General features: G+C 70.0%; 24 protein-coding genes. 11 read left to right on the top strand and 13 right to left on the bottom strand.

The genetic code is table 11. The features are described from left to right. The first annotated feature begins 126 nt into the window (after positions 1-126). Positions 127-1,764 (top strand): acyl-CoA synthetase, encoded by a 1,638-nt coding sequence (locus MLE64_RS07675; protein ID WP_243317192.1) that lies wholly within the window; start codon positions 127-129, stop codon positions 1,762-1,764. Positions 1,765-1,770: 6 nt separating this feature from the next. Here MLE64_RS07675 and MLE64_RS07670 read toward each other — a convergent pair whose 3' ends face one another. From MLE64_RS07670 to MLE64_RS07660, 3 genes are all read right to left on the bottom strand, one after another. After that, positions 1,771-2,994 (bottom strand): ABC transporter permease, encoded by a 1,224-nt coding sequence (locus tag MLE64_RS07670; RefSeq protein WP_243317191.1) that lies wholly within the window; start codon positions 2,992-2,994, stop codon positions 1,771-1,773. 42 nt (positions 2,995-3,036) lie between these two features. Next, entirely contained in the window at positions 3,037-4,227 is a 1,191-nt protein-coding gene (locus tag MLE64_RS07665) for an MDR family MFS transporter (protein WP_243317190.1), read from the bottom strand. A 108-nt stretch (positions 4,228-4,335) separates the two neighbouring features. Next, positions 4,336-5,178, bottom strand: coding sequence for a sulfurtransferase (locus MLE64_RS07660; RefSeq protein ID WP_243317189.1), 843 nt, complete (start codon positions 5,176-5,178; stop codon positions 4,336-4,338). Positions 5,179-5,239: 61 nt separating this feature from the next. On the opposite strand from MLE64_RS07660, the gene MLE64_RS07655 reads away from it, so the two are divergent. Then, entirely contained in the window at positions 5,240-5,785 is a 546-nt protein-coding gene (locus MLE64_RS07655) for a TlpA family protein disulfide reductase (protein ID WP_243317188.1), read from the top strand. A gap of 55 nt (positions 5,786-5,840) precedes the next feature. Here MLE64_RS07655 and MLE64_RS07650 read toward each other — a convergent pair whose 3' ends face one another. After that, positions 5,841-6,491, bottom strand: a complete 651-nt coding sequence (locus MLE64_RS07650; protein WP_243317187.1) for an HAD family hydrolase — start codon at positions 6,489-6,491, stop codon at positions 5,841-5,843. A 35-nt stretch (positions 6,492-6,526) separates the two neighbouring features. On the opposite strand from MLE64_RS07650, the gene MLE64_RS07645 reads away from it, so the two are divergent. After that, positions 6,527-7,114, top strand: coding sequence for a hypothetical protein (locus MLE64_RS07645; protein ID WP_243317186.1), 588 nt, complete (start codon positions 6,527-6,529; stop codon positions 7,112-7,114). 95 nt (positions 7,115-7,209) lie between these two features. Beyond that, on the top strand, positions 7,210-8,580 hold the full coding sequence (gene purF, locus MLE64_RS07640; protein ID WP_243317185.1) for an amidophosphoribosyltransferase: 1,371 nt from the start codon (positions 7,210-7,212) through the stop codon (positions 8,578-8,580). Positions 8,581-8,586: 6 nt separating this feature from the next. On the opposite strand, the gene MLE64_RS07635 is transcribed toward purF, so the two are convergent. Beyond that, a complete protein-coding gene (locus MLE64_RS07635) occupies positions 8,587-9,303 on the bottom strand; it encodes a hypothetical protein (RefSeq protein ID WP_243317184.1) in 717 nt (238 codons plus the stop codon). A 113-nt stretch (positions 9,304-9,416) separates the two neighbouring features. Here MLE64_RS07635 and MLE64_RS07630 point away from each other — a divergent pair, with 113 nt between their 5' ends. Next, the gene (locus tag MLE64_RS07630) at positions 9,417-10,202 is read left to right on the top strand and encodes an NRDE family protein (RefSeq protein WP_243317183.1); all 786 of its coding nucleotides are present in this window, start codon (positions 9,417-9,419) and stop codon (positions 10,200-10,202) included. An 8-nt stretch (positions 10,203-10,210) separates the two neighbouring features. Further along, positions 10,211-10,546: a hypothetical protein gene (locus tag MLE64_RS07625; protein ID WP_243317182.1), complete on the top strand. Its 336-nt coding sequence runs from the start codon at positions 10,211-10,213 to the stop codon at positions 10,544-10,546. Positions 10,547-10,686: 140 nt separating this feature from the next. On the opposite strand, the gene MLE64_RS07620 is transcribed toward MLE64_RS07625, so the two are convergent. After that, positions 10,687-11,082, bottom strand: a complete 396-nt coding sequence (locus MLE64_RS07620) for a hypothetical protein (RefSeq protein WP_243317181.1) — start codon at positions 11,080-11,082, stop codon at positions 10,687-10,689. Positions 11,083-11,210: 128 nt separating this feature from the next. Here MLE64_RS07620 and MLE64_RS07615 point away from each other — a divergent pair, with 128 nt between their 5' ends. After that, on the top strand, positions 11,211-12,092 hold the full coding sequence (locus tag MLE64_RS07615) for a tRNA (adenosine(37)-N6)-dimethylallyltransferase (RefSeq protein ID WP_243317180.1): 882 nt from the start codon (positions 11,211-11,213) through the stop codon (positions 12,090-12,092). Then, positions 12,089-12,778, top strand: a complete 690-nt coding sequence (locus MLE64_RS07610) for an enoyl-CoA hydratase/isomerase family protein (RefSeq protein WP_243317179.1) — start codon at positions 12,089-12,091, stop codon at positions 12,776-12,778. Before MLE64_RS07615 ends, MLE64_RS07610 begins: the two co-directional genes overlap by 4 nt. Here MLE64_RS07610 and MLE64_RS07605 read toward each other — a convergent pair. Then, positions 12,738-13,481 carry a YIP1 family protein gene (locus MLE64_RS07605; RefSeq protein ID WP_243317178.1) on the bottom strand — a complete coding sequence of 248 codons (744 nt, stop codon included), beginning with the start codon at positions 13,479-13,481 and terminating at the stop codon, positions 12,738-12,740. The genes MLE64_RS07610 and MLE64_RS07605 overlap by 41 nt on opposite strands. A 30-nt stretch (positions 13,482-13,511) precedes the next feature. Then, positions 13,512-15,050 (bottom strand): sigma 54-interacting transcriptional regulator, encoded by a 1,539-nt coding sequence (locus MLE64_RS07600; protein ID WP_243317177.1) that lies wholly within the window; start codon positions 15,048-15,050, stop codon positions 13,512-13,514. Here MLE64_RS07600 and MLE64_RS15750 point away from each other — a divergent pair. Further along, positions 14,946-17,699, top strand: coding sequence for a protein kinase domain-containing protein (locus MLE64_RS15750; RefSeq protein ID WP_341482268.1), 2,754 nt, complete (start codon positions 14,946-14,948; stop codon positions 17,697-17,699). The genes MLE64_RS07600 and MLE64_RS15750 overlap by 105 nt on opposite strands. 4 nt (positions 17,700-17,703) lie before the next feature. Here the strand turns inward: MLE64_RS15750 and MLE64_RS07585 are convergent, their stop codons facing one another. After that, positions 17,704-18,450: a lysophospholipid acyltransferase family protein gene (locus MLE64_RS07585; RefSeq protein WP_243317176.1), complete on the bottom strand. Its 747-nt coding sequence runs from the start codon at positions 18,448-18,450 to the stop codon at positions 17,704-17,706. 45 nt (positions 18,451-18,495) lie between these two features. Between MLE64_RS07585 and MLE64_RS07580 the strand changes: the two genes are divergently transcribed. Further along, positions 18,496-18,714: a hypothetical protein gene (locus MLE64_RS07580; RefSeq protein ID WP_243317175.1), complete on the top strand. Its 219-nt coding sequence runs from the start codon at positions 18,496-18,498 to the stop codon at positions 18,712-18,714. A gap of 75 nt (positions 18,715-18,789) precedes the next feature. On the opposite strand, the gene ric is transcribed toward MLE64_RS07580, so the two are convergent. The 4 genes from ric to ispG all read right to left on the bottom strand — a co-directional run bounded on the left by ric (position 18,790) and on the right by ispG (position 23,663). Continuing rightward, on the bottom strand, positions 18,790-19,506 hold the full coding sequence (gene ric / locus MLE64_RS07575) for an iron-sulfur cluster repair di-iron protein (RefSeq protein WP_243317174.1): 717 nt from the start codon (positions 19,504-19,506) through the stop codon (positions 18,790-18,792). 140 nt (positions 19,507-19,646) lie between these two features. After that, positions 19,647-22,103 carry an SIS domain-containing protein gene (locus tag MLE64_RS07570; RefSeq protein WP_243317173.1) on the bottom strand — a complete coding sequence of 819 codons (2,457 nt, stop codon included), beginning with the start codon at positions 22,101-22,103 and terminating at the stop codon, positions 19,647-19,649. A gap of 155 nt (positions 22,104-22,258) precedes the next feature. After that, on the bottom strand, positions 22,259-22,573 hold the full coding sequence (yidD, locus tag MLE64_RS07565) for a membrane protein insertion efficiency factor YidD (RefSeq protein ID WP_243317172.1): 315 nt from the start codon (positions 22,571-22,573) through the stop codon (positions 22,259-22,261). Then, positions 22,557-23,663, bottom strand: a complete 1,107-nt coding sequence (ispG, locus tag MLE64_RS07560) for a flavodoxin-dependent (E)-4-hydroxy-3-methylbut-2-enyl-diphosphate synthase (protein ID WP_243294924.1) — start codon at positions 23,661-23,663, stop codon at positions 22,557-22,559. Before ispG ends, yidD begins: the two co-directional genes overlap by 17 nt. 191 nt (positions 23,664-23,854) lie before the next feature. On the opposite strand from ispG, the gene MLE64_RS07555 reads away from it, so the two are divergent. Beyond that, a complete protein-coding gene (locus tag MLE64_RS07555) occupies positions 23,855-24,184 on the top strand; it encodes an STAS domain-containing protein (RefSeq protein WP_243294925.1) in 330 nt (109 codons plus the stop codon).

The raw sequence follows: 24,184 nt of genomic DNA, 5'->3' as shown, positions 1-24,184 counted from the left end.
GAGGGGCAGGGTGGATCGCGGCCCCGGGTGGCGGGTGGCCGTTGTGAGGCCCCGGATCCCGGGGTAGGCTTGCAACCAGATCACCCCGCACACCATCGCCGCGAACTGCTCCCTTGGAGGATGACCATGGGCCTCAACCCCTTCGCCACGGGTCTAGACAAGAACCAGGCCAACCACGTGCAGCTGTCGCCGCTCACCTTCATGGAGCGCGCCGCCATGGTCTTCCCGCGCAAGAAGGCCATCGTCCACGGCGACCGGACCATCACCTGGTCCGAGACCTACGCCCGCTGCCGGCGCCTGGCCTCGGCCCTGATCCGCCGGGGTGTCCAGCCCGGAGACACCGTGGCGGCCATGCTGCCCAACGTGCCCGCCATGTTCGAGGCCCACTTCGGCGTGCCCATGGCCGGGGCCGTGCTCAACACGCTCAACACCCGCCTTGATGCCGAATCCATCGCCTTCATGCTCAAGCACGGTGAGGCGAAGGTGCTGCTCACGGACCGGGACTTCGCCCCGACCATCCGCCGGGCCCTGGAGCTGCTGGAGGTCCGGGAGATCCTGGTGGTGGACGTGGACGATCCGGCGGCCAAGGGCGACCTGCTGGGTTCCATCGAGTACGAGCAGTTCCTCCGGGAGGGCGATCCCGACTTCGAGTGGCGGCTGCCCGCGGACGAGTGGGACGCCATCTCCCTCAACTACACCTCGGGCACCACGGGGAACCCCAAGGGCGTGGTCTACCACCACCGGGGCGCCTACCTCAACGCCGTGGCCAACGTCCTCAGCTGGAACATGCCGCCCCACTCGGTCTACCTGTGGACCCTGCCCATGTTCCACTGCAACGGCTGGTGCTTCCCCTGGACCGTGGCGGCCCTCTCCGGTGTCAACGTCTGCCTGCGCCAGGTGGACCCCAAGGCCATCTTCGACCTGATCCAGCGCCACGGCGTCACCCACTTCTGCGGGGCCCCCGTGGTCCTCGGCATGCTCATCAACGCCGCCCACCTCATCCCCGAGGGCCTGGGCCACCCGGTGTCCGCCGCCGTGGCCGGGGCCGCGCCGCCGGCCGCCATCATCGAGGGCATGGAGAAGCTGGGCCTCAGCATCACCCACGTCTACGGCCTCACGGAGACCTACGGCCCCGCGGGCGTCTGCGTGAAGCGGGAAGAGTGGGCCGACCTGCCCCTTGGCGAGCGCGCCCGCCTGAATGGACGCCAAGGCATCCCCTACCTGCTGCAGGAGGCCATGACCGTGATGGACCCGACCACCATGCAGCCCGTGCCTGCCGACGGCCAGACCATGGGCGAGATCATGTTCCGCGGCAACATCGTCATGAAGGGCTACCTCAAGAATCCCGCCGCCACGGAGGAGGCCTTCGCCGGCGGCTGGTTCCACACCGGGGACCTGGCGGTGCTGGAGCCCGACGGCTACGTGAAGATCAAGGACCGCAGCAAGGACATCATCATCTCCGGCGGCGAGAACATCTCCTCGCTGGAGGTGGAGGACGTGCTCTACCGCCACCCCGACGTGCTGGTGGCCGCCATCGTGGCCAAGCCTGATCCCAAGTGGGGCGAGGTGCCCTGCGCCTTCGTGGAGCTGAAGGACGGCGCCACGACGAAGGAGGAGGACATCATCGCCCACTGCCGGGCCCACCTGGCGCGCTTCAAGGTGCCGCCCATGGTGGTCTTCGGCCCCATCCCCAAGACCTCCACGGGCAAGATCCAGAAGTACGTCCTGCGGCAGCGCATGAAGTCCACGGAGGCGTTGAAGTAGCCCCGCTCACTCGTATCTCAGCGCGTCGATCACGTCCAGGCGGGCGGCTTTCAGCGCGGGCAGGAGGCCGGCCACGAGGCCGACCGCGCCACTGAAGCCCAGGCCCAGCAGGATGGCCCATCCCTCCGTGACCGCCGGGACCTGCAAACGGGCCAGGAGGGCGATGGCCACGAAGGCGAGCGCGACGCCGAGGACCCCGCCAAGCCCAGCGAGGGCCACGGTCTCCGAGAGGAACTGCCAGAGGATGGCCCGTCTCGTGGCGCCCACGGCCCGGCGCATGCCGATCTCCCGGGTCCGCTCGGTCACGCTCACGAGCATGATGTTCGAGATGCCGATGCCGCCGACCACCAGGGAGATGCTTGCGGCGACCGCGAGAAGGGCCGTGAGGATGCCTGCCTGCCGCTCCATGGCCTGGACCATCTCGTCCTGCTTCCGGATGTTGAAGGGCGTCACCTGGCTGAGGGGCACCTTCAGGTGCTGCCGGAGCAGGGCGGTGATCTCCGCCTCGGCGAGGCCTGTCTCGCCCTCGTGCGCGCTGACCACGATCCGCTGGATGGTGGTCCGTCCCATGACCTTGCGCATCACCGTCGTGTAGGGGGCCACGACGAGGTCGTCCTGATCGCCCCACATGCCGGCACCCTTGCGCTCCAGCAGCCCGACGACCTGGAAGGGGAGCGTGCCGACGCGGATGGTCTGCCCCAGCGGATCATCCCCGTACGGGAAGAGGGTGGCCTTGACGGTCTGGCCGATGACGCAGACCAGGGCCTGGCCCTTCACTTCGCCTTCGGTGAAGAAGCGCCCGGCCTCCAGTTCCCAGGCGCGGATGGTCTGGAACTCGGGCCCGGTCCCCTGGACATGGGTGATGAAGGTGGCGTTCTGGTAGATCACCGGGCGCGTGGTCTGGACCTGGGGCGTCGCGGCCCGCACGCTGGAATCCTGCAGCTCCGTCTGGATCAGCGCGGCGTCGTCGTCCTTGAGGATCTCGGCGCTGCCCATGGCCTGAGGGCCATGGTGGGTGTGGGTTCCGGGGGCACCCGGGAAGATGGTCAGCATGTTGGAGCCCATGTTCCGGATGATCGCGACCGAGGCCCGCTTGGACCCCTCGCCGATGCCGATCATTGCGATGACGGCGCCCACGCCGATGATGATTCCGAGCATGGTCAGCATGGCCCGGAGCTTGTTCCGCGCCGTGGCTACCAGGGCTTCCTTGAGCAATTCGAGAACCCCCATGGGCGCCTCCCGAATCCCGCTATGTTCCCGCTGGAGACCATTCTAGCCGGTCGGTCCAGGCGCCTTCTGGGTCATCGGCGTCCGGAACCTCGCCAGCATCAGGCCCGCGGCGAGGGAGATGCCGAAGGTGGCGATCCACAGGGCCCGCGGCCCGGCCTTGGCGTAGGCCAGCACGCCCAGCCAGGGGCCCAGGGCCAGGCCCACGGCGAAGCAGAGCGAGAGCAGGCCCATGTACTCGCCCCGCCGATCTGGCGGGGCCAGGGTGGCCACGGCGTCGCTCATGGCCGGGAAGAGGGTCATCTCGCCGAAGGTCCAGATCATCGTGGTGAGGATCAGCGTGGCGTGTCCCGTGGCCCAGGCCGTGAGGCCGAAGCCGAAGGCGAGGAACAGCGAGCCCAGGAAGAGCTGGCGTCCATGGGGCCAGCGGGCCATGGCCAGGTTGAGGGCCACCTCCAGGGCCACGATGAGGAGGGTATTCACGGTGAACAGCAGGCCGTAGAAGCGGCTGCCCAGGCCCAGGTCGCGCACCACCCAGAGCGGCAGCGTGCCCTCGATCTGGAAGAACACCATCAGCATGGGGATGAAGGGCAGCAGCAGGAAGGCCAGGCGGCGGTCCCGCCAGGGGCTCGCGCCCGGCGCATGCCCCTGGGGAGCTGTGGGACGGGGAGCCGCGGTGAACAGCAGGCCCAGCAGCACGGCGCCGGCCAGGGTGCTGAGGCCGTCGGTCCAGAACACCCAGGTGTAGCTGTGGTGGGCGATGACGCCGCCCAGGGCCGGGCCCACGGCCATGCCCAGGTTCACCGACAACCGGTGCAGGGCGTAGACCGCCTTGCGCTGCTCCGGCGCGGCGAGGTCCGCCAGCAGGGCCATGGCGCTGGGCCAGAAGGCCTGGGTGAAGGCCGCCCAGAGGAAGATGAGCACGAAGAGGAGGGGGCGCGCGCCCGCGAAGGGCAGCACCAGCATCAGCGCGCCGGAGATCCAGAGGCTGGCCTTCAGCACCCGGACGTGACCCAGACGGTCCGCCAGCCGGCCGGCGAAGGGGCCCGCCGTCAGCGCGCCGGTGCCGTAGACCATCATGCCGAAGGCTGCCTGCTCCGGCGTCCAGCGGCGGGCTTCCGTGAGGTAGAGCACCAGGAAGGGCAGGGCCATGGTACCCAGCCGGTTCACCAGCGTACTGGCACATACCAGCCACACTTCGCGGGGGAGGCCTCGGAGGCCGCGCCAGGGATTCATAGATTTAAGGATCTCCACGAAGGGCACCAAGACATGAATCAAGAACACGAAGGGGGATGGGGCAGGTGGAGCGGGTGGCGTCGACCTTTCTTCGCGGCCATACCTTCTTTACTTCGTGTCCTTCGTGGGCCCGCTTTTCTCTCGTGAAGACCGGCACCACTCGCTCCAGCTCCCCACGTAGAGGGCCGCGCCCGGGAGGCCGGCCACGGCCATGGCCAGCAGGTTGTGGCAGGCGGTGACGCCGCTGCCGCAGTGGATGGCCAGGCGATCCGGCGACACGCCGCCCAGGGCCGCCTCGTACTGGGCCCGCAGGGCCTCCGGGGACTTGAAGCGGCCATCGGGGCCCAGGTTGTCGGCCCAGTAGAGGTTCACGGATCCGGGGATGTGGCCGGGAACGGGGTCGAGGGTCTCGTTCTCGCCGCGCCAGCGCTCGGGGGAGCGGGCGTCCATCAGCTTCCGCGCGGGGTCGCGGCGGATGGCCTCCACCGCTTCCGCGTCCACCAGGGGCAGCCGCCAGCGGTCCGCGGGATGGGGCGGAAGGGTGCTCGCGGTGGGAATATCGACAGTCAATGTCAAGCCAGCCTCCAGGGCCGCGGGCAGGCCCCCGTCCAGGACGGCGACCCGCTCATGTCCCAGCGCCCGCAGCATCCACCAGAGCCGGGCAGAGGCGTTGCTTCCACCCGCGGCATCGTAGGCCACCACCTCGGTGTCCGGTCCGATGTCCCAGGCGCCGAGCTGGGCGGCGAAGCGCGCCAGGGGCGGCAGAGGATGGCGCCCGCCCCGGGCCGGGTCGTGGTCCAGATCGCTGGCCGCGCTGAGCTGGCGGTTCAGGTCCGCGTGGAAGGCTCCAGGCAGGTGGCCGGCGGCATAGTCGGCGGGATCCTGGCGGGCGTCCAGCAGGCGGATCGAGGCGAGGCGGTCGCGGAGGTCGGAAGCGGAGATCAGCGGCATCGAACCAGTATGAAGTCCCGGAGCGGGACAGTACCCTGAAGACTTGCTGGCGGGAGTTCCCATGTCCGATGCCTACGTTCCCGAATCGCGCTGGCGCACGGCTGCCGCGGTGGCCCTGGTGGGCGGCGGCCTGCTGCTGGCGGGGGTGATGGGCTTCCGGACCCTCCGCGGGGACGGGGCGTCCACGGGCACGGACGTGAGCCGGGTGGCCTTCCTCGACGCCGAGGGGACGCGACACACCGTGGCCGAGTACAAGGGCAAGGTGGTGCTGGTGGATGTGTGGGCCACCTGGTGCCCGCCCTGCCGCAGGTCCCTGCCGGAAGTGGCGGAGCTCCAGAGAGCCGGCGGCGACCGCTACGTGGTGCTTCCCATCTCGGTGGACCGGAACGGCTGGGCCGACGTGACGCCCTTCCTCTCGAAAAATCCCCAGCTGGGACTCAATGCCTACGTGCCAGATGGAAAGGGCGGGCTGGAACCCCTGGGCGAGATCCGCGGCATTCCGACCACCTTCGTCATCGACCGCGAGGGCCGGGTGGTCAAGCGCTGGGCGGGCTACGGCGAAGGCATGGCGAAGCGGGCGCTGGACGAGGCCCTGCAGGGACACTGACGAGGTTGCCCGCTGGGCGAAGAAGTCTCGCGCCCGGGTCGCATCCGGTGAGGCTTCAGGCCCTCATTTGCCCGGTTACGGAGGCGATGACTTGCTCGGGCGCGGCGTCCGGGGGAAGGCTGAGGTGGTCGCCCGGCACGGCGGGCCCCACGCCCAGGAAGGGCAGGCCCGCGGCCTGGGCGGCCGCCAGGTCGTGGGGGCGGTCCCCGACGTAGAGGTGGGGGCCGGGGCAGCCCAGTAGGGCCCGCCGCAGCAGATCCGCGCGGTCGTGGCGGGGCAGGGAGCCCAGGCGGGGGATGGCCGGGTCGATGCCCAGGGTGTCGGCCTTGAAGGCCAACAGATCCGGCGCGTTGCCCGAGACCACCCAGACGGCGTGGCGCTCCGCCAGGCGGTGCAGGGCGGCGAGGATGCCGCCATAGGCCACAGCCTCCCGTCCGCCGGGCGCGAAAGCCGCCCGGAAGCGCGACACGCAGGCGGCCTGGTAGGCCTCGTAGCCGGCTTCGTCCAGCGCCGGGCCGAAGCGCATGCGGTGCAGCTCGTCCACGATCTCCCAGTCGGTGGAGCCCGAGCAGCGGCCCAGGTCCTCCGCGGTGGGTGGCGCGCCCCAGAGATCGCCCAGGGCCTCCCTCAGCAGCACGAATCCGGAACTGAAGTGGCCCAGGGTCCCGTCGAGGTCGAAGCAGAGCGGCATGGCCCAGGATCGCATGAGATGGCATGCTCGAAGGTGAGGATGGTGGTTCCTTGATCCGATTGGCGCTCCTTCTGGCTCTCTCCCTTCCCGCGGCGGCACAGGAAGGGCTCCGGTACCGCATGCAGATGTGGCTGCGCGGCGAGGCCGCGCCGCTGGAGACCCGGTTCCGCCTCGTGGCCACCGAGGGCACCACCAGCCACAACCGCGTGAAGAAGCCCCGCATGGGCGGCTGGCGGCTGGAGGCGGACCGCGGCCAGGGCACGCCCTATTCCCAGGCGCTCCTCCTGGGCCGGGCCGAGCGCCTGCTCTATCTCGCGGGTCCTTCGCCGCAGACCCACGCGGAGCCCATCGCCCTGCGTTTCGGTGCCCGGAGCGTGCCGGTCTGGAGCCTGGAGATGCCCAAGGGGCTGCATGCTTCCACGGTGCTGGTGGAGGTGGCGCCGGGCCTGCTGGCCCTCTGCGACCTCAGCGCCCGCTTCGAGCAGGGCGACCTGGCCCGGATCGAGCTGCACCTGGAGAGCCTGGACGGCTCCGGTTCCCTGGCCCCCGCCGAGGCCGGGACCGTGCTGCTCAGCACCCTGAGGAGCTGGGCCCAGGAGGCCCGCCAGGACCCCGAGGACGGCAGCACGGTCCGCTGACCGGGGTGGACGCATCCCACTGAGGGTCGTGGCCTTCGGCATCCGATCTGGGTGTTCGGGCCCCCAGGGTTTAATCTGGAAGGCTCGGAGGGGTCATGCCGTTCAGGGACGAGTGCGGGGTATTCGGGATCTGTCCCCAGACGGAAGCTTCGCGGCAGACCTATTTGGGCCTCTACGCCCTGCAGCACCGGGGCCAGGAGGCGGCCGGCATCTGCTCCGGCGACGCCGAAGGGCTGCACCTGCACAAGGCCCTGGGCTACGTGGCGGACGTGTTCTCCGAAGCGGTGCTGGATGCCCTGCCGGGCGACGCGGCCATCGGCCACACGCGATACTCCACCACCGGCGGCAACGTGGCCTCCGCCGCCCATCCCTTCCTCATCCACGGCCGCTTCGGCCAGGTGGCCCTCTGCCACAACGGGAACCTGACCAACACGGAGACCCTGCGCGCCGCCCTGATCGCGGACGGCCACACCTTCACCAGCCCCTCGGATTCCGAGGTGCTGCTGGCCCTCATCAACCGGGCCCAGGCGGACACGCTGGAGGATGCCGTGGTCTCGGCCCTCCGGCAGGCCGAGGGGGCGTACTCCCTGCTCATCCTGACGGACCACACCCTCATCGCGGCCCGGGATCCGCATGGATTCCGGCCCCTGGCCATGGGACACATGAACGGCACCACCGTGTTCAGCTCGGAGACTTGCGCCTTCGACCTGGTGGGCGCGGCCTACATCCGCGACGTGGCCCCCGGCGAGATGGTGGTGGTGCCCCGGGACGGCAGCACGCTCCGCTCCGTCTTCCCCCTGCCCAAGGTCCAGCCGAAACCCTGCGTGTTCGAGCACATCTACTTCGCCCGGCCCGATTCGCTGGTGTACGGCAAGAGCGTCATGGTGGCCCGCCGCGAGATGGGACGGCTCCTGGCCCTGCGCCATCCCGTGGAGGCGGATCTCATCGTGCCCGTGCCCGACAGCGGCGTGAGCGCGGCCCTAGGCTACTCCGAGCAGTCCGGCATCCCCTTCGACTTCGGCATCATCCGCAACCACTACGTGGGCCGCACCTTCATCGAGCCCAAGCAGACCATCCGCAGCTTCGGGGTGAAGGTGAAGCTGAACCCCGTGCGGCACCTGCTGGCGGGCAAGCGGGTGGTGCTGGTGGACGACAGCATCGTGCGCGGCACCACCAGCAAGAAGATCGTGCAGATGGTCCGCGAGGCCGGCGCCAAGGAAGTGCACCTGCGCATCGCCTGCCCGCCCACGACGCATTCCTGCTTCTACGGCATCGACACGCCCAAGCGGCAGCACCTCATCGCCTCGTACATGTCGCTGAAGGAGATCGAGGGCTTCGTGGAGGCCGACAGCCTCGGCTACCTGGACCTGAAGGACCTGGAATCCTGCATGGGCGACGACGGCCATGGATACTGCTACGCCTGCTTCACCGGCGACTACCCGGTGGTGCCCGAAACCAAGCCGTAACGCCGTTCACAGCACGGTGCAGCGGGTCGTCTCCTTCGCGCTGAATGACTTCCCCAGGGCCGCGCCCTGGACGTCCGCATGCTCTTCGAGCACCAGTAGCCGGTTCTGGACGCGCTGGAAGCGGCGCCGGATGTCGACCTTCGTCCAGACGCTGGCGAGGAGCAGCACCCGCGCCCGGACCTCGATGCGGTGATCCATGGCCAGGGGTAGGCCGTCGGGTCCGACCCAGACCGTGGCCTCGTAGTCGGCCTTCTTCAGGTGGCTGCGGGCCTCGGCGTCTAGGTCCAGGTCCATGGCCAGCCGCAGCCGGCGGGCGGGCCGGCCTTCGTAGGCCTCGGCCTTCTCCTCCAGCAGCCGCGCCTTCTCCAGCTGCTCCAGCAGGCCCTCGGCGGGCCGCAGCTCGTCGTGGAACTCGCCGGAGCCCTTCTTAGCCGCTCCCGGGGCCCGGGTGCCTCCTTTCTCCTTCGCCTTCGCCGGGGCGGCCGCGGGGCGGCTGTCCTCCAGGATCCGCAGCCCCTCCGAGCCATCCTCCACCACGGTGGTCCGGCGTTCCGTGCTGTCCTTACCGGACTCCCGTTCGAGGCTCTCCGCCTCCACCTTCACCTTGACCTTCGCCGGAGCCGGCAGGCCCTTGAGCGCGGCCTTCAGGTCTGAAAGGCCGTCGGCCCGGAGCAGGGCGCCGCAGAGCAGCAGGGCCAGGGGCAGGGGCAGGCCAGGACGCATGGAATCACCTCGGATGGGAGGATTACGGGGGGCCCTCTCAGGGGTTGAGCCAGAGGTTGAGGCGGGGCTGAGCCGGGGATTGAACCGGGGCATGGGGCCTATGATGGGAAGCCATGTGCCTCATCGCGCTCGCCTACCGCGCCCATCCCGACTTCGAGCTCGTCATCGCCGCCAACCGCGACGAGTACCACGCGCGTCCCACGGCCCCCGCCGGCCCCTGGGAGGACGCCCCCGAGGTGTTCGGGGGCCGCGACCTGTCCCAGGGCGGCAGCTGGCTGGCCCTGTCGAAGCGGGGCCGCCTGGCCTGTGTCACCAACGTGAGGCGCATGGTGGCGCCGGACCCCGGCGCGCCATCCCGGGGCGGCCTGGTGGCTTCGTTCGTGCGCGGCCGGCAGCCGGCCCGGGCCTTCGCGGACGAGCTCCGCGAGCGGGCCATGGCCTTCGCGGGGTTCAACCTGCTGCTCTGGGACGGGACGGACCTGCGCTACCTGAACAACCACCCGCGGTTTCTCTCCCGGGAGGTGCCGCCGGGGGTGCATGTGGTCTCCAACGCGGACCTGGACACGCCCTGGCCCAAGACCGAGAAGCTCCGGCGGGCCATGACGGCCTGGGTGGTCTCCGGGGATGGTGACGAGGCGCCCCTTCTGGCCGCGCTGGCGGATCCGACGCCCGCCGCCGATGCCGACCTGCCGGACACCGGCGTGGGCCTGGAACTGGAGCGCAAGCTGTCGCCGGCCTTCATCGTCGATCCGACCTACGGAACCCGCTGCACGACGATCGCCACCCTGGGAAGGGACGGCGCGGTGCGGTTCAGGGAATGGCGCTTCGATCCCGCGGGCCAGCTCGCCGGGCGCACGGACACCCGCTGGACCGCGGCCCCCGCAGGCGGTCGGCCATGAGCGGATCCATGAGCGGATCCGGGCCCTCGAACCCCTCCCAGGACCGCTTCGAGGACGGCCTGCGCTTCCTGGCCGCGGCCCTGGCCCTGGACATCGACCGCCGGCACAGCGGAGCCATCGTCTCGGCTGCTTGCGATGCCATCCAGTGCTTCCTGGTGGTCTTCGAGACGGCGGCCCAGCGACACCTCTCCGATCCGGAAGGGGAGACCACCCGTCTCCGGGGCCAACTCGAGGCCTTGCTCACGCCCCGCCAGTCCCCCGAGGACGCGGCCCGCAACGCCCTGGAGGCCGCCCGCCTGGCTCGCGACCAGGCCGCCCTGCTGCTGCCGAGGCTCATGGAGTAGACGGCCCGAACAGAAATGAAGAACGCGAAGGGCGCTAAGAAGGCGAAGAGCGCGGAGGGTGGTTCAAATGGGGAAGCCCTTCGCTCCGCCGCAGGCGGCTTCGCGCCCTTCGCGTTCCGCTTTTTCCACGGGAAGGGCGATCAGAAGCCCACGCGTCCCAGGGGCACGTTCCGGGGCACGGGGTTGCCGCCGAACCGGTCCACGGGCAGGGTGGCGGAGGCCAGGCTGGTGGGTTCGGGCAGGACGCCGCCATGGGCTTTCAGGAAGCGGCGGAGATCCTCCCGGAACCAGACGATGAACTCCTGGAAGGCGACCTGACGGAGCTCCTCCCGGGTGAGCTCGCCGATGACCTCCACTACGGCGGAAGCCGATTCCGGGGGGGCCTTGTAGGTATGCCAGGGACGGGCCCCGCCCTCGCTGTCACCCGTGATCCGCGACAGGAAGGCCCGGTCCTTTCCGGGCTCGGGCACTTCGGAAGCAGGCTTCCCCCCGGCCAGGAGGCTGGAGGCGAGGCAGAGGCAGACCAGGTGGCGCATGGCCTTGGTGTGAGCCGTGGGCTCCGAAGGTTCCCGGGGGGCAGCTGTCAGCTCTCAGCTGCGAGTGGCCGCCTCCTGCTTTCACGGAGAGCTGACGGCTGATAGCTGATAGCTGATAGCTTCAACCCATGCCCATCGCGATCCTCGGACCCACGGCCTCCGGCAAGTCCGCCGTGGCCGTGGCCGTGGCCCGACGCGTCGGCGGCACCGTGGTGAACGGGGACCCGTACCAGGCCATCGCCGGCCTCGCCATCGGCACCGGCCAGCCGGACGAGGCGGAACGGGGCGGGGTGCCCCACCTGGGCTACGGAGAGCTGCCCCTCTCGACCCGCCCCAACCCCACGGCCTTCGGCGCCTGGGTGCGGGAGTGGCTCTCGGCCTGCCGCGAGCCGGTGCTGGTGACGGGCTCGGGCCTGTACCTGCGGGGCATCTGGGACCAGCTCAGCGCCCTGCCGGAGGTGCCGGCCGTCCTGGTGGATCGCGTGCGGCGCTGGGGCGCGACCCTCGGCACCCCCGCGCTGCACCGCTTCCTGGCTGCGGTGGACCCGGCCCGGGCCGCGGCCCTCCACCCCAACGACAGCGCCCGGGTCCAGCGCGCCCTGGCCCTCCATCTCGCTTCCGGCCAGGCTCCTTCGAGCTTCCTGTCCGGCCCGGACACGGGCGTTCCCGCGGGCTGGCGGGTGCTGGTGGTCGCGCCGGGGCGCGAGCGCCAGCGGGAGCGCGTCGCCGCGCGGGTGGCCGCCCAGGTAGCCGCCGGCTGGCCACGGGAGGTGGCGGACCTGGTGGCCGCGGGCCACGGGGATGATCTCGAGGCCCTGAGGCCCCTGGGCTACGCGGCCTGGATGGCCGGAGGCGATCCCGCGGCCCTCCAGGCCGCCGTGGTGCAGGAGACCCAGGCCTACGCCAAGCGGCAGGCCACCTGGTTCCGCAACCAGCTGCCCGGGGCGCCGGCGTGGGACCCCGACGCCGAGCCCCTGGAAGCGGCCTTCACCCGGCTGGGGCTGGCATGACGCCGACCGCCTGGCACGAGGGGCGCACCTCCCTGGATCTGCTGCGCGGGCCGGACTGGGCCTGGATCGGGCTGCGCTCCGGTGACGGCCTCAACCGCCTCCACAGCGACCTGCTGGTGGCCCTGGACCGACTCTTCATTGAGCTGCGGGGCGGCGGCGCGCGCCGGGTGGCCCTCAGCGGCTCCGCCTGGATGATGGGCCGGGGCCATCACTTCACCGCGGGCGCGGACCTCCATGAAGTAGGCGCCCTCGACCCCATGTCGGCGGAGCCCTTCTCGCGCCGGGGCCAGCGCGTGATGAACCACCTGCTCTGGCCCGGCTGGCGCACCCTCACGCTGATCTCGGGCGTGGCCATGGGCGGCGGCTGCGACCTGGCCCTGCACGGCCAGGAACGCTGGGCGGTGGCGGCGGATCCCGCCGCGGGCAAGGGCGGCCTCCGCCTGGCGCACCCCGCGGCGAAGCATGGCATCCTGACCGGCTTCGGCGGAACCGTCCGCCTGCCGGAGATCCTGGGCCGCGACGGCGCGGACCGGTTGTTCCGGCATTTCGAGACCTGGGGCGCGGCCGAGGCCCTGGCCGCCGGCGCGGTCCACCGGGTGCTGGAGGCGGATTCGGCCGGCCCGGCCGTACGGGTCTGGCTCGAAGCTACCGTCCCACCGCCGCGAGGATCGCAGGGACGGCCATGATGAGCATGAAGCCGCAGCAGCAGATGAGCACGAGAGGCGTCATCACGGCGCAGATCCCGCGCCAAGCCTCCGTTTTGTGCATCCGCGCCAGGCCCATTCCGATCACGACCAGGCCGGCGATCTGGATCAGGAAGCCGAGGGTGGGAATCCAGGCGCCGAGCTGGATGAAGGCCGAAGCGTAGCCGTAGGCGCGGATGCTCTGGCCCACGCCCACCCCGGGCTTGAGGCCGCCCCACATCCAGAGGAAGGCGTGGCTCAGGGCGCCGAAGACCACCATGCCCAGGAAGGTGAAGAGGGGCATGAGCAGCAGCAGGGCCCCGAAGACGAGGGGCATGGCGGCGGCGATGACCCGGCCTTCGGGTTTGCCGGCCTCTTCCAGGGCCGCGACCATGATGCCCATGCCGAGGAGGAAGAACAGCAGGGCCGTGACGAGGAAGACGGGGACCGACATCAGGAGGAGGAAGCGCCACGGGGCGCCGAGGCCGCCGGTGGTCGGAACCCGGTCGAAGAGCTCCATGGGGTTGCTGAAGACCAGCCGGAACATAGCGCCCACCCGGGCCCAGAAACCGGGGATGGCTTCGAGGTCCTCGAAGGGGATGGGGCGGAGGGCGGCCGGTGTCTGAGCTGGGACCGGCCCCGGGTCAGGGGAAGGCGGTGCGCCCAGCGGTGTCAGGGGATCGGTCGGGCCTGGGATGTCGCTCATCCGTCGCTCCGGAGGGGAGTGCCTAACCTATCACGATTCCTTGAAATCCTTGGGCCTGAGGCCCAGTTTCTCCAGGCGCGAGAGCAGGGTGGAGGGGGCCAGACCGGCGACCGCCGCCGCGCCGTCGGCGCCGGCGATCTTGCCGCGGGTGTGGTGGAGCAGCCGCTCCAGGTAGGCCCGCTCCTGGGCCTCCCATGTGTGGGGGCGTCCCGATCTCTCGGCGCCACCGCGCGCGGCCAGGGCGCCGGGGGGCAGCCGCAGCTCCCGGCCCGTCGAGAGGATGGCGGCCCGCTCGAGGACGTTGTTCAGCTCCCGCACGTTGCCGGGCCATGGGTAGGCCTCCAGTTGCTCCAGGACCGGGGACGGCAGGTGGATGGCCGCGACTCGGTTCTCCCGGGCGAACTTGTCGAGGAAGCTCTCCGCCAGGGCGGCGATGTCGCCCGGCCGCTCGCGAAGGGGCGGGAGATGGATGGGGAACACGCTGAGGCGATAGAAGAGGTCCTCGCGGAACCGCCCCTCGGCCACGGCCTTGCGCAGGTCCGTGTGGGTGGCGGCCACCAGGCGCACATCCACCTTCCGGGGCTTCTCGGCGCCCAGCGGGTCGATCTCCTTCTCCTGGATGGCCCGCAGCAGCTTGGGCTGGAGGTCCAGGGGCAGGTCGCCGATCTCGTCCAGGAAGAGAGTGCCGCCGTCCGCCAGTTCGAACCTCCCCTTCCGCGCCGACGCGGCGCCGCTGAAGGCCCCCTTCACGTGGCCGAACAGCTCGGACTCGATGAGCGTCGCGGGCAGGGCACTGCAGTTCACCTTGATGAAGGGCCGCTCGCGGCGGGGCGAGAGATGGTGGAGAGTCTGGGCCACCTTCTCCTTGCCCGTGCCGGTCTCGCCGGTGACGAGCACCGTGGTCACCGTGGGGGCCACTTGCCTCAGCTGGTCCAGGATGGCGCGCATGGCGGGGCTCTCGGCCCGCAGGGGCTCCTGCAGGACATCCCGGCGCTGGACCTCCCGGAAGTAGCTGACCTCCTCGGCCAGGCTCCGCTCCCGTTCGGCCAGGCGGCCCAGGTGTTCGGCCTGCTTGATGCCCAGCGCCAGCAGCGAGGCGAAGACGCTCACATGATGCAGCACGCTCTCGGGGTACTGGCGGCACACCATGGCGTCCAGGGTCATGAGGCCGAAGGTCTCGCCCTGGCTGCGCAGGGGGGCCACCAGGCAGCTGTGGCCGCGGGGCATGTCGAGGAGGCCGTGGAAGGTGTCCTCGCCGGGATCCTCCTCTTCGAAGGTGGCGGGCTTGGACCGGGCCTTGAGCGCGTTCAGCAGGCGGAGGTTGCCCCGGACGGGGATGAGGGCCTTCGCGAGCTGGGGCGTGGCCAGGGGACCCACGGCGTAGGCCACCCGGAGGGCTTCCCCCTCCCGGAGCAGGACGGTGGCCAGATCGTAGGGCACCAGCTGGCCCAGACGCTCGAAGGCGTGGGCCACCATGCGCTCCGGCTCTTCGCCGAGGGTGAGGAGGGCGCCTGCCTCTTCCACCAGCCGGGCTCCGGTGAGGGCAGTCTCGAGATCCAGCGCGGCCACGGGCACCTCCCGTACGATTCTCGAGATTTCGAGAATTCAGTCAACCCGCCGGTCGACCGGGAGCTAATCCCTCGCCTAGTCCGATCGGTATACTGCCTTACCTCCGCAAGGACACGCTTGACCTCTGACGCCTCACATTTCGGTTCCTACCGTCTGCTTGCCCGGCTGGGCGAAGGAGCCATGGGCGAGGTCTGGAAGGCCCTGGACCTGCGCCTCGAGCGGGAAGTGGCTCTCAAGATCCTCAAAGATGCCGACGACCTGCGCCGCAAGGCGCTCATCGGCGAGGCCAAGCTGGCCTGCCAGCTCAACCACCCGAACATCGCCCACATCTACGACGCCGGGGAGGTGGACGGCACCCCCTACATCGCCATGGAGCTGGTGGAGGGGCAGACCCTCCGCACCCTGGTGGGCCACCCCCTGGATGGGAGCGCCCTCCAGGACCTGGCGCGTCAGGCGGCCTCGGCCCTCTTCCACGCCCACCAGAAGGGGATCGTCCACCGGGACATCAAGCCCGAGAACATGCTGCTCACGGACGATGGCCAGCTCAAGATCCTGGATTTCGGCATCGCGCGCCGCGGGGTCGAGGACCTTCCCATGGGCCAGACCTCCCACCACATGACCCTGGTGGAAAGCACGGCGCCGGGCTACAGCCAGGGGACGCCGGCCTACATGAGCCCGGAGCAGGCCAACGGCCAGCCGCTCACGGGCCAGTCCGACCAGTTCAGCCTGGGCGTGGTGCTCTACGAGCTGGCCACGGCGACCCACCCCTTCCGCCGGGCCAGCCTGGTGGACACGCTCTACGCGGTGACGCGGGACGAGCCTCGGCCCCTGTCGGAGCTGCGGCCGGACCTTTCCCGCACCCTCCAGGACGCCATCCACCGCCTGATGGCCAAGTCCGCCAAGGACCGCTTCCCCAGCCTGCAGGCCCTGGCCGCCGGGTTGGCCGAGGACAACCCCACGGCCACCATCCCGCACCTCAGCCTGTCGGCGGTGCGGATCCAGCGGACCCGGCGCCGGTGGCTGCTGGTGTCGGCGGCGCTGGTGCTGGTGGTCGGAGGGGTCGTCAGCGGGCTGCTGGTGCGCCGGGCCCTGGCCACGGGGCTGGGCGAGGCGCGACGGGCCTCCCGGATGGATTTCACCAGGGGCCGGCGCGTGGTGGCCATCCTGCCCCTGGAGCAGCTGCAGCCCGACGCGGAACATGCCTGGCTCAGCAACAGCTTCGCCGACGCCATGGCCTACGGGCTCGTCCGGCGGGAGGACATGCTGGTGGTGGACCGCCTGCGGGTGGTGGAGGCCATGAACCAGCTGGGCGACACGCCGGGGCGGGCCCCGAAGGCTCTGGGCGAGCTGGGGCGCCAGCTCAAGGCCGAGCTGCTGGTGCTGGGCAGCTTCCAGGTGGTGGGCGGGCAGATCCGCATGGGCGTGCGGGTGGTGGACGCCACCCAGGGAGCCACCACGCACCAGTTCCAGCTCGACCGTCCCGTGGGGGACCTCCTGAAGATCGAGGACGAGCTGCAGCAGCGCCTGCCGCAGGAGATGGGCCTGGCCGGCGAGGCCGGCGCGCCCAGGATCCAGGCCCGGAACCCCCGCACCCGGGAGCTCTACACCAAGGCGCAGCAGGTGCTCACTGAGGGCAACCAGGATTCGGTCCAGCTGGCCAACTCGCTCCTGCAGTCCGCCATCGAGATCGAACCGGATTACGCGCCGGCACGCGCCGAGTACGCCTGGACCCTGGCGGAGCTGGGCGCCACCCGCGCCCTCAGCCAGGGACGCTTCGCGGAGGGGCAGGCCCTGCTGCGCCAGGGGAAGGCGGCCGCCGAGGCCGCCATCGCCCTGGATCCCGGCGCCTCGCAGGCCTACCGGGCCCTGGGCTCCATCCTCCTGCGCCTAGGAGATCTGGAGGGCGCCAGCCGTTCGGCGCTCCAGGCCGTGCGCCTGGATCCGGCCGACCACCGGGCCTATGACGTGCTGGCGGATGTCTTCGCCGGGCTGGAGGGGGCGGACAACCACGCGGCCGCCCGCCGCTACTTCGAGAAGTCCCTGGAGCTCTTTCCGGAAGGCTGGCAGGCCCACCACCGCTACGGGGTGCTGCTGCAGAACGAAGGCGACCTGGCGGCGGCGCTCCAGCATGCGGATCGCGCCATCGCCCTGCGCCCCGCGGCCGAGTACGCCTATGTCACCGCCGCCGATGCGCTGCTGTGGATGGGCCGGTCGGGGGAAGCCGAATTCCGGCTGCGGGCGGGCCTCCGGGAGGTGCCGGGCTCCAACGTCCTGCGCAGCCTCATGGTCTATGCGGCCTGGGACCTGCAGGACACCGGCACCGCCGAAGGCTACCTGCGGGAGCTGGAAGGGGCCTGGCCTCCGGACCACTCCAGCACCGTCCTGCTGGCGGGGCTGAAGAAGGCCCTCGCGGGAGACTTCGCCGGAGCCCTGGCCCTGTTCGAGGCCCACCGGCAGAAGGTCCTCGCCTCGGATCTGGCGGCCAAGAAGCACAACGAGCGGCGGGTGCTCTCGGTGAACCTCTATTTCATGGCCCGCATGGCCGCGAAGCTGGGGAACGTGGCCGAGGCCCGGGACCTGCTGGAGCTGGCGGACCGCCTGCATCCCGGCAAGCGCCGGGTCGCCCAGCAGGACCCCGCCTTCCGCTGAGCGGTCAGAGCGCCTTCCTGGCCTCGGTCATGAGGGCTTCGATGCGGCCGCGGACCTCGGTCATGAGGGCCTCCCGATCGGCCAGCGCCGACGGATCCACCGGCTCGCCCACCGCCACCACGTACTTGCCCGGGCGGAGGCGGAGGCTTCCCGGCGGCAGCACTTCCCGGCCGCCCACGGTGGCCATGGGGACGATGGGCACGCCGGCGTCCAGGGCCAGGGCGAAGCCGCCCTTCTTGAAGGGGAGCATCTCGCCGGTGCGGCTGCGGGTGCCTTCCGGGAAGATCACCACGTTCTTGCCGCCCCGGATCTCGGCGGTGGCCTCGCGGATGCTCCTGATGGCCCGTTCCCGGTCGCGGCGATCGATGAAGATCACGCCCGCGACCCAGGCCGCCCAGCCCACGAAGGGGAGGTACTTGACCTCCTTCTTGGCGATGTAGACCGCCGGCACGGGCAGGATCCCGATGAGCACCGGGGGATCCAGCTGGCTCTCGTGGTTCGACATGAAGATCACGGGCTGCCGTCCCTCCCGGACGGCCTCCGGCAGCCGCTCCCAGCCCGTCAGGGCCAGCGGGATCCGGCAGAACCAGCCCAACCCCTTGGCGTAGAGCGGCCCGATGCCGAAAAAGGCGCGGCGGCGCCCGAGGAAGGGAACGGCCAGCAGGATGCCGAGGACGACGACCGGCACCAGGACCATGCCCCAGACCGCCATCACAACTGCGCCCCATCCCGTGTTTCGCCAGTTGGCCACGATGCCCCTCCGTGATATTCAACCTATCAGTTCCGGAGGTTTCCCGTGGGCATCACCGAGCAGATCCTGGCTGATCACGCCACGCGGAAGGACCACGACGGCGTCACCTGGTTCACCGCGGAAGACCTGGCGCGCCTGGGCATCCACGACCGGCTCTTCACCGTCATGCAGAACGTCCAGCACGCCCTGCGCCTGCGGAAGGCGCGGCAGGTGGTCGAGAGCCACGGCTGCACGGACCGGTGGAGCCTCCAAGACGCGCACTGAGGTCGCCGGACGCGAAGCGGCCCGATGCCTGGTGGCATCGGGCCGCTTCGTCGCGGGGCCCGGGAATGGCCCGGATCAGACCTTGACGGCGCCTTCCATCGCCAGGGCGCGGGGATGGAGGATCTGGTTCTCCAGGTAGATGTGCAGGTGCAGATCCCGCTCCATGGTCTCCAGGCCGTCGTAGAAGGCGCGGAAGGTGTTGCAGCCGTCGGCGGGCACGGTGTAGCTGTCCGTGAGCTCCCGCAGCTCGGCCAGAAGGGCCCCCACGGCCTCATGCTCCATCTCCATGACGCGGATGGGGCTCTGGACGCTCCCGAAGCAGGAGGAGCCTGACTGGCCCCGCTCCATCTGGGTGATGTAGGGGAAGAGGATCTGCTCTTCCTTCATCATGTGCGGCATGAGGTCGGCCACCATGGCCCGGTAGAGCTCGCCCACGCGGGCCAGCTCGGGATGCCGCTCGCCGTGGGCTCGGAGCACCTTCGCGAGCAGAAACTCCAGGCGGGGCATTTCCTCGCGGAGGTAGTCGTGGTGCGTGGGCACGATGTGCTGGATGAGGTCCGCCAGAGAGGCCGTGGCCCAGTCCTTCAGGGAGGGCACGCCCGCCACGGGCGGCTCCAGGGTGGCCAGGTCCGCCAGGACCTTGCCCGCGTCCTGCTTCGCCAGGCCGCAGGCCTCGCCGAGGCTCCGGTGGCCCCCGCAGCAGTAGTCGATGCCCAGGCGCTCGAAGTAGCGCATGGTCTCGGGCCGCGCCATCACCAGCTCGCCCACCTTGGTGTCCAGTTCCACGTTCATGACGGCTCCATCGATGGGGACCACCCCCTGGCACCCAAGATGGGGCCTTCGGGCCGTGAGGGAAGTCACATCTTGACTAAAAAGGTCAAATTTTCTTAAATAACTCGAATGTCATATTCAAACTGTTGAATGCGTTGTTTTTAGTCCACCGTGATGGACTTGGACACGTTCTTGGGGGCGTCGGGGTGGACCCCGTGGTCCGCCACCGCCAGGCGGTCCAGGTACTCCATCTTCAGCACCGACATCCGGAAGGCCAGGCGCTGGAGGGCCACGGAGGCCGCGAAGACGAAGAGGTTGGCATCGCCGTTGGGGGGCACCTCGATGTACTTGGACCAGTAGCGGTCTTGGCCCATGGGCTTCCCGGAGACGGCCAGGGCCAGCTCGGGGTTCTTCTCGGCGATGAGGAGGATGTCCGCGCCGCGGATCTTGTGGGTGTGGATCTGGCTGATGGTGATGCGCACGTCCCGCTCTTCGGCGGGGCACACGAAGAGCAGCGGGTAGTTGGAGAAGCGCGTCTCCACCAGCTCGGGCCAGGCCTGGAGGGCCTCGATGCCGCCGGCGAAGGGGCGGCCGTCGCGGTGCTGCTCGTAGACCTCCAGCAGGCCCGCGAGGTCCTGGATGGAGAACAGCGTGTTCTTCCCCAGGATGGTGTTGGGGCCGTGCTTGAACTCGGCGGCGTCGTAGCCCTCGGCGTGGTTGAGCACCACCTCGCGGATCTTGAGGGCGCCCTCCCGGGCCAGGCCGATGAGGCCCGTGCCCAGGATGTGGAGCGAGGGCTCCAGGTAGAGGCGCTTCGCGGCCTCTTCCACATCGGCCTCGCAGGAGCGCAGGGTCTCGGCAATGAGGTCCTTCGCGCGCTCCAGGTTCGCGGCGATCTTGCGCTCCGTGAGCGAGAAGGAGGCGGCCAGCACGTAGAGGATGGCCACCTGGTTGAGGAAGCTCTTGGTGGCGGCCACGGCGATCTCGGGGCCGCAGAGGATGGGCAGGTAGAACTCGGAGAGCTCCTGGGGGATGCGGCTGTTCTCGTTGTTCACCAGCGCGATGCGGCGCAGGGCCGGCACGCGGGCGCGCACGTCCTGGAAGATGTCCACCAGGTCCTTGGTCTCGCCGGACTGGGTGATGCCGATGAGCAGGTCGTGCGGCTGGACCGCGTTCAGGTACATGGACCGGAACTGGCCCGGGTTGCAGGGGAAGACGGCCACGCCCGCCAGGTTGTTGAAGAAGGTGGCCGCCACCAGGGCCGCGTGGTACGAGGTGCCCGAGGCCACCAGGAAGACGCGCCCGCCCTCCTTCTGGGACTCGCGGATGGCCTGCACCAGCTCCTGGAGGTGGCGGGTGACCCGGCGGCGCTTCTTCCACACGAAGAGCAGGTCGTAGAGGGCCAGGGCCGAGGCAGCCGAGGGCGCCAGGCGGCCCAGGTCCGCCAGCAGCTGGCGCTCGTCCGAGACTGGCTGGCCATGGGCGCGCAGCACGTCGGCGTGAGGTTCCACCCGCGCGGCCAGCTCCCGGTGGACGGGATCCGCCAGCAGGGCCTCGAAGGCCTTCCGCAGGGCCGCCTCCTCCGGCGCCTCGTAGAGGGAGAGCACCTTGGCCACCAGGGCCTTGCAGAGGTCCTGGCGGTCCTCGAAGGCCGCGAAGAGGCCCTCGGTCCCCGCGTCGCGGAAGTAGTAGCGCAGCACCTCGTCCAGGTTGTCCGGGGCCGAGGCGATCTCCTGCTCCATGAAGTAGCGGTACGGGGCACGGAGGCCCGTGTCGCGCACGTTCAGCTTCGAGCGCTTGGGCCGCGGCACGGAGAAGCTGAGCTCCTTCCCCAGGGTGAAGACCAGGTACTCCCGCTCCGTGAACCAGATGCCCTCGCCCTCGGAGAGGGGGATGAGCATGCGGGTCTTGGAGAGCACGGAGGTGAGGTCGCTGGAGACCACCACGAACTCGCCGTGGGCGTCGCTGCCGATGCCCGCGTAGAGCGACGAGCCGGACTTCACCGCCACCACGCCGGGCACCTTGGGATCGGCGAAGGCGGCGGCGTACGAGCCCTCGGCCCGGGCGTCGGCCTTGCGGGCGGCGTCGATGAGCAGGAAGGCGCCGTCGGGGACGGATTCCGCCAGCCCCGCGGCGGCGTGGGCGGCCCGGCAGGCGGCCAGGGCCGGGCCCGGATCCGCGAGGTTGGCGGCGTAGGCGTCCTCGGTGAGGTGCGTGATCATCTCGCCGTCGTTGTCGGACTTCACGGCATGGCCCTGAGCCGTGAGGGCGGGCTTCAGCGCGTCCGTGTTGGAGATGTTGCCGTTATGGGCGCCCACCAGCTCCACCTTGCAGCGCACGTGGTGGGGCTGGCTGTTCACATCGGTCACGGCGCCGTAGGTGGCCCAGCGCACCTGGCCGATGAAGCGCTGGCCCCGCTGCCGATCGATGCCCAGCTCCGGCACCACGCGGCTGGGGGCGCCCACCTTCTTGAGAAGCGTGATGGCGCCGTCATCCCCGATGAAGGAGGCGCCCGTGGAGTCGTAGCCGCGGTATTCCAGCCGCTTCAGCAGCTCCCCGGCCTCGTGGCCCATGGCCGCGACTTCAGACGCATAGCAGAGCGAAACGATTCCACACATGGGGCGACTCCAGAGATCCAGTCCAACCGACCATCTTGGTGGGTTTCGGCGTGACCTTCAAATCAGAAGGAAGGCAAAAGATCACCACCAAGGCACCAAGACACCAAGAAAAGCAAAGGCAGTTCTTGGTGTCTTGGTGCCTTGGTGGTGAGTTTTCAGGGAACGGGATCGATCCCGCCGTCCGTCAACGGCGAGCAGCGGATGAGGCGCCAGGTGGTGAGCAGGCCGCCGCGCAGGGTGCCGTACCGCTGGATGCAGCCCAGGCCATAGTAGCTGCAGGTGGGGGTGTACTTGCACTGGGTGGGCAGGTGGCTGCTGAGCGTCGCCTGGTAGGTGCGGATGGCGCCGCGGCAGACCCAGGCGGAAGGCTGGAAGCGCACCGGCAGGAAAGCCTCCACCACCAGGTAGAGGCCGAAGGCTGCCAGGGGGTGGGCCGCCAGCCAGTCCAACGCCTTAGGCCTTCGCCGCATCCGCTTCGGCCTTGACCTTGCGGGCCTCTTCCAGGAAGGCGGGGACGAGGTCCTCCTCCTTCACCTTCCGGATGAGCTCGCCCTTGCGGTAGATGAGGCCCTCGCCGGCGCCGCCGGCCACGCCCAGGTCCGCGTCCTTGGCTTCGCCGGGGCCGTTCACCACGCAGCCCATGACGGCGTAGGTGATGTTCTCGTGGTTGATGGCCTTGAGGCCCTCCTCGATCTCGTTCGCCACGCGGTTCAGGTCGATCTGGACGCGCCCGCAGCTGGGGCAGCTCACCATGCGGAAGCCGCCGCTGCGCAGGGCGAGCGACCGCAGCAGTTCGTGGCCCACGCGGCACTCGTCCTCGCCGTCGCCGGTGAGGGAGACGCGGATGGTGTCGCCCAGGCCTTCCGCCAGGAGGATGCCCATGCCCGCGCTGGAGCGGATGGTGCCGCCGAAGGGCGTGCCGGCCTCGGTGATGCCCAGGTGGAAGGGGTAGTCCACCTGTTTCGCCAGCAGACGGTAGGCCTGCACAGTGCGGATGACGTCGCTGGCCTTGAGGCTGATCTTGATGTCATGGAATCCCTCGCGCTCCAGCACCTCGATGTGGCGCAGGGCGCTCTCCACCATGGCCTCGGGCGTGGCGGTGCCGAACTTCTCCAGCAGGTCCTTCTCCAGGCTGCCGCCGTTGACGCCGATGCGGATGGGAATCCCCTTGGATCCGGCCTTGTCCACCACGGCCTTCACGCGGTCCTGGCCGCCGATGTTGCCGGGGTTGATGCGCAGGCAGGCGGCGCCGCCGTCCGCGGCCACCAGGGCCAGCCGGTAGTCAAAGTGGATGTCGGCCACCACGGGAATGGGGCTGCGGTCGCAGATCTCGTGGAAAACCTCGCCGGCCTTCTTGGTGGGCACGCTCACCCGGACGATCTCGCAGCCGGCGTTGGCGTAGTTGTAGATCTGCTGGACCGTGGCCTCCACATCCCGGGTGTCCGTCTTGGTCATGCTCTGGACGGTGATGGGGGCGTCCCCGCCCACCGGCACCTTGCCCACCAGGATCTGGCGGGTCTTCCGGCGGGGGGCGAGGGGCTGGAGTTCCTGGTCAGACATGGGACCTCGACATCAAAGATTCCAGTGTACCCACCTATGCCATCCATCGGGCCGCCCGCTGGGCCTCAGCCCGGGCCGGCCCTGGAGGCCCGGGGCCGCCCCCATGCCGGAGGATTCCATGCGGCCACGGGCTTGCGCTGAGCCTTGGAAGCCTTGCTACACTGGCCCCTCACCCCGAGGTGCCCATGATCATGAACTCACGCAATCACAACGACGTGCTGATCCTATACCCCGAGGGCAAGATCACCCTGGGTGATGGCGATCAGGAGCTGGGCGAAGCGGTCCGCACCTCGCTTACCAATGGCTCTCGCAAGATCGTGATCAACTTCAGCAAGGTGAGCTACCTGGATTCCTCAGGCGTGGGCGAGCTGGTGGGCTGCTACACCTCCATCAAGGGCAAGGGCGGCGAGCTGCGCATCTGCGGCATGAGTGGCAAGATCTTCAGCCTCATCAAGATGACCAGCCTGCACTCGGTCTTCGAAGTGAAGGACACCGAGGAAGAGGCCCTCGCGGGCTTCTGA

Source organism: Geothrix paludis, assembly GCF_022808815.1.
GTDB lineage: Bacteria > Acidobacteriota > Holophagae > Holophagales > Holophagaceae > Geothrix > Geothrix paludis.
This window is presented reverse-complemented; position numbering and strand designations above follow the sequence as displayed.